This is a genomic window from Candidatus Cloacimonas sp. (assembly GCA_039680785.1).
Taxonomy (GTDB): domain Bacteria; phylum Cloacimonadota; class Cloacimonadia; order Cloacimonadales; family Cloacimonadaceae; genus Cloacimonas.
Genome location: JBDKSF010000121.1, coordinates 1 through 4,525, shown reverse-complemented (window position 1 = coordinate 4,525; position 4,525 = coordinate 1). Strand labels below are relative to the sequence as shown.

General features: G+C 39.1%; 4 protein-coding genes and 4 tRNA genes. 6 read left to right on the top strand and 2 right to left on the bottom strand.

All coding sequences use genetic code 11. The features are described from left to right. Positions 1-147: 147 nt before the first annotated feature. Entirely contained in the window at positions 148-1,353 is a 1,206-nt protein-coding gene (locus ABFC98_08505) for a FlgD immunoglobulin-like domain containing protein (protein MEN6446057.1), read from the bottom strand. 347 nt (positions 1,354-1,700) lie between these two features. Here ABFC98_08505 and ABFC98_08500 point away from each other — a divergent pair. From ABFC98_08500 to ABFC98_08475, 6 genes are all read left to right on the top strand, one after another. Then, positions 1,701-1,776, top strand: a tRNA-Met gene (locus tag ABFC98_08500). Positions 1,777-1,894: 118 nt separating this feature from the next. Next, positions 1,895-1,971 (top strand) — tRNA-Met (locus ABFC98_08495). A gap of 11 nt (positions 1,972-1,982) precedes the next feature. Next, positions 1,983-2,059 (top strand) — tRNA-Arg (locus ABFC98_08490). A gap of 36 nt (positions 2,060-2,095) precedes the next feature. After that, positions 2,096-2,170, top strand: a tRNA-His gene (locus ABFC98_08485). A 47-nt stretch (positions 2,171-2,217) separates the two neighbouring features. Continuing rightward, positions 2,218-3,135 (top strand): ROK family protein, encoded by a 918-nt coding sequence (locus tag ABFC98_08480; GenBank protein ID MEN6446056.1) that lies wholly within the window; start codon positions 2,218-2,220, stop codon positions 3,133-3,135. Between the two features lie 42 nt (positions 3,136-3,177). After that, complete coding sequence (locus ABFC98_08475; protein ID MEN6446055.1) at positions 3,178-3,534, top strand: hypothetical protein; 357 nt, start codon at positions 3,178-3,180, stop codon at positions 3,532-3,534. 157 nt (positions 3,535-3,691) lie between these two features. Here ABFC98_08475 and ABFC98_08470 read toward each other — a convergent pair. After that, a partial coding sequence (locus ABFC98_08470; GenBank protein MEN6446054.1) for a ribonuclease occupies positions 3,692-4,525 on the bottom strand: 834 nt, incomplete at its 5' end.

Here is a 4,525-nt window from a genome sequence, read left to right as displayed (position 1 = left end):
GCACTCTTTCAAATATTTATTCTGCCAACTATTTAAGTGCGCCTAATAAAATCTCAAACTAAGAGAATACCCCCCCCTCTCTGGCTAAGCAGAATTTGTTATTTTATTAATACCGAAACCGTGCGTAGGTTTAACTGATGAAAAACCTCACTTTCTATAAACCATTTTCTTAGTACTTGTATAAGTACCGGTAGTCATTTTGTAATAGTATATGCCGGAGCTGATTTCATTCCCGGATTCATCTCTTCCATCCCAAACAAAACTGTAATCACCTGGTTCCGTTTGAAAGAAATGATGGCTGCGAATCAGTTGTCCCTTTTGGTTATAAATGTCAATAGTACCTGATGAAGCGTCTTTCAAGTAATAACTAATGGTGGTAGAGGGAGAAAACGGATTAGGATAAGCATCTTTTAAAGAAGTCACTTGGGGAACAACCGGCGGGGTATCCGGATTATAATGGATAATTGTGTTTACTGGACCATAGTAATGAGATGCCCCATTCAGAGATACACTCTCCAACCAGTAATAATATTGTATATCAGGTTCAACTTCCGCATCATTGTATTTGTAAGTGCGCATAGATCCGTTCGTGGTTGTAGCATCAGAAATCAAAAGAGATATTAAGGAAGCATTTTCCAAATTATCATCCAAAGAACGATATAAATGGAAACCTGAATTATTGGTTTCCGATTGAGTTATCCAAGTAATCTCGATAGCATTAGCGTTTGTGGACATAGCGGCTGTAAATAAACTAAGTTCCACGGGTAAAGTACTTTCATCATAATGTAGAGAAAGAGAAGCATCATCAAAAGCAGTTCCATATTGCCCAGCCCAATATCTTGTATCCATTCCACCCACGAAGAATTCAATATAACGCACACCCGGAGAAAATTCAAAAGAACCGGTAAACTGTCCCCATCCAGTTTCATTGGCAAGGACAATAGGATCTTCACTACTACCTATTGTTGAAGTTGTAACCGTGGAATGACTTGCATTATAAGCTGTAACTATTACATAGTATTTTCCACCCCAAAAAGCATTGTACCATTCGGAATAATTAACTACTATAGGATCGGTATCCAGTTCTGCAGCAGTAAAACCCGCAGCCAGCAAATCAACTTCCTGTTTTTTTGTGCACCATTCATAAGAAGAAACAGCATATTTAGCTCTTTCATTGTGTCCACCATCCCATAATATCCAACCGCTTCCACCATTTACAATTGTCCAATTATCAAAACCACTTTCAAATCCTGGATTAAGAAGCAAGTTCGTATCATAAGGACCTGCATATAATGCCATACAACCAATAGCCATTATGGCTATGAACAGGATTTCCAAAATTGTTCTGTTCATAAAATGTTCCTTTAACCCGATTACGGGTGTTTAAGTTCTTCTCTTTCGTTGTTTCTGCTGCCCTATTTTTTTTATGGCTAAACGCATAAAATATGACAGACGCTATCCTGACTTGTTCAAATCAGGTGAAGATGTGTAATCACCTTCGTCAATATACACTCTATGTTAAGTATGATTCTGAGCATATAATAATCAACTCCATACTATGTGTCAAGTTTTTTTTGTCATCAAAATGTAACTTGGATTAAAATACCCCAATCTGATTTTCTCTTGCCTCAGGAAGAAAAATCACTTGAAGATTTTTCTTGACAGAAATGACCTCTGACATTTTAAGGGATAATTGTTAACGCGAGGTGGAGCAGCTGGTAGCTCGTCGGGCTCATAACCCGAAGGTCGAAGGTCCGAATCCTTCCCTCGCTACCATTTTTTGGAGTTTGGCTTTCCTAAAAGACGAACTCTTTTTTTTAGAGTTTCTATTTATACAGGCGTGCACATATTGGATTTGCCACCTAAAAATAGTGAACTGATATATATTATTGATGGCGGTGTAGCTCAGCTGGTTAGAGCGTCGGAATCATAATCCGCAGGTCCGGGGTTCGAATCCCTGCGCCGCTACCAATTTTTTATAAGCGCCAGTAGCTCAGCAGGATAGAGCAGCAGCCTTCTAAGCTGCGGGTCGGGGGTTCGAATCCCTTCTGGCGTGCCATTTAAAGCATTTGTGGTTAGTTTAGATAATTTTGTGGTGGGTGTAGTTCAACGGCAGAGCACCGGATTGTGGTTCCGGGCGTTGTGGGTTCAAATCCCATCACCCACCCCATTTTTTTATCTGACTGTAAACAAAAGTGATAAAGACAAGGCAGGTAAATGGAAAATTTTTTGGGTATAGACATTGGTGGTTCTGGTTTTAAATATGGTTGGGGCAACTGTAAAGAAGGTTTACACTTTTTCCAAACCATCTACCTGAAAAAGAAGGATATAGACGAGTTCTTAGCTACTGCGAAGCAAATATTTCAAACCGTTGACAACCAGGTTGGATTACATACTATCAAAGGAATCGGCATAGGCATTCCTGGAACCTTAGACAAATTAACCGGTTGTGTAGTCGGAAATAATCCCAATCTGCCATTCTGGGTAAATCACAGCCCGCGAGAATTAATACCCACTGATTGTAAACTTCCCTTCGCTTTTGATAATGACGCAAATCTGATGGCTTTAGCGGAAGCATCTCTTCAGCGTAAACAAAATATCATCGGTGTAACCATTGGAAGCGGAATTGGATGTGGGATAATAATTGAAGGCAGAATTTTCCAAGGTGCGAATGGTTATGCAGGTGAACTGGGACATATTTGTGCAGTGGATAAAGGCATAAAATGCAGTTGTGGCAAATTGGGTTGCTTGGAAGCATACTCTTCTGTTGATGGATTACGCCGATGTTTAGCTTTAGCACATCCCCGCTATGCAGAAATGGATTTACCCGCTTTGATGGCTGTAAAAGATACTGACACTTTAGTGAACGAATATATTAAGCGGAGCCAACATCTTTTGTCCATTGCGCTGGCAAATCTTGCCACTTGTCTGGATCCGGAAACAATAATTATGGGTGGCGGAGCTATGGATTTTGATTTATATTGTATTAAAGAAATGGAAAAAGAAATTAGGGCTACAATACCACTTGCTCATAGTGCCAAAATGACGGTTAATAAAGCATCCGAAGGTAATAAAGCCGGAGTTATCGGTGCCATAAAGCTAATTGAACAGAAGTTTTATGGTGGTTGGGAATAAAACTTGCATTAAGAAAGTCCATTATTAAAAGGAGTTATAAAAATGAAAAAGACGATGCTTACTTTAGCGCTGGTGGCAGTATTAATAATGATTGCCGGGGCAGCGTATGCTCTGAGGAATTCCCCTATTCGTGTTTTTGATATTACTCCCAATCCTATGGATAAGGAATGTTCAATTACTGTAGGTGTTACTACTCCGCAAAATATCACCATCCAAATTAAAGCCAAAGATGATGAACTGGTGCGAGAAATTTATAGCGGTCCCGTCTATAAGGACATCTCGTTAACTTGGAATAGATATGATTATCTTGGTAATTTTGTCCCCGCAGGTGATTATACAGTTATTTTGAGTTTTGATAGCCGTTTTACTTCTCTGAAGAAGACGCTTATCCTTAAATAACAGTGAAGTAAAGAAGTAAATTTTACAATTGAAGTGATAAAAAAAGTCCCTTAAGGGGGCTTTTTTTTATTTGCGGATAAAACATCCCAAATCTGACAATGCCCTATTCAGAATGCTAATCTTCCAAATGGGAAAAATCATAGTATGAAGGATAAACTTATGGCTGTTTGATAGCCGCCGCCCGATAGAATCTATAATTATCAGTTGGCAGTGAACAGTTCCAGCGCGTTGGATTCAGTAGATCAAAATTGCCGTCACTGCTAATATCAACATATACTCCGTAAGGATTACCACTGGAAAAAACGAAGTAAGCTTCCGCTTCAGCAACCGGTTGAATATTCAAAATGAGTTGCTGACCTGTGATCTGAATAGTTAAAGGACTTTCTATATAAGCAATAATTGGTAAAGCGTTGGTTTGCAGATTGGAAGCATAATCTATTTCAGAAGCATTTATAGTAACGCTGAAATCCAAAACATTACTATCAAAATCGGTATTATCATAGTTTAACTGCAGCTGAGCTCTGTTGGGATCAAGATATTGAACACTTAGCAAAATAAGACCAATAGGAGCGTTATGCAAAGTGAAATTACTTAGCTGCAAAGTATTATCGCTCCAGGTAGTATTAACCAAATTCAATTGTAAAATGGCAGCATTCAAATTATATTCCGTTAAAGCTGTCCCGGAATTTAGTTGTGCAGTGGCAGAAGCAGAAAGAGTTACTGCCATATAGGGAGAATACATACTGTAGCCACTAACAAAAAATGAACGCAAGCGATAGTAATAAGTATTGGCATTGGATAAGCCACTGATAGTTCTGGAAAGAGCTAAACCTGCATCCAGATTATCATATCCGGGAACAATGTTATGGAAAGAAGCATCCGTAGCCAGTTGCAGATAATATTTCGTTGCGGAAATGGGGGCAGACCAATTTGCGGTAAAACTGGTTTGAGTTATGTTAGTAGGATCTTGGGGTATTGGTGCCCAGATTTG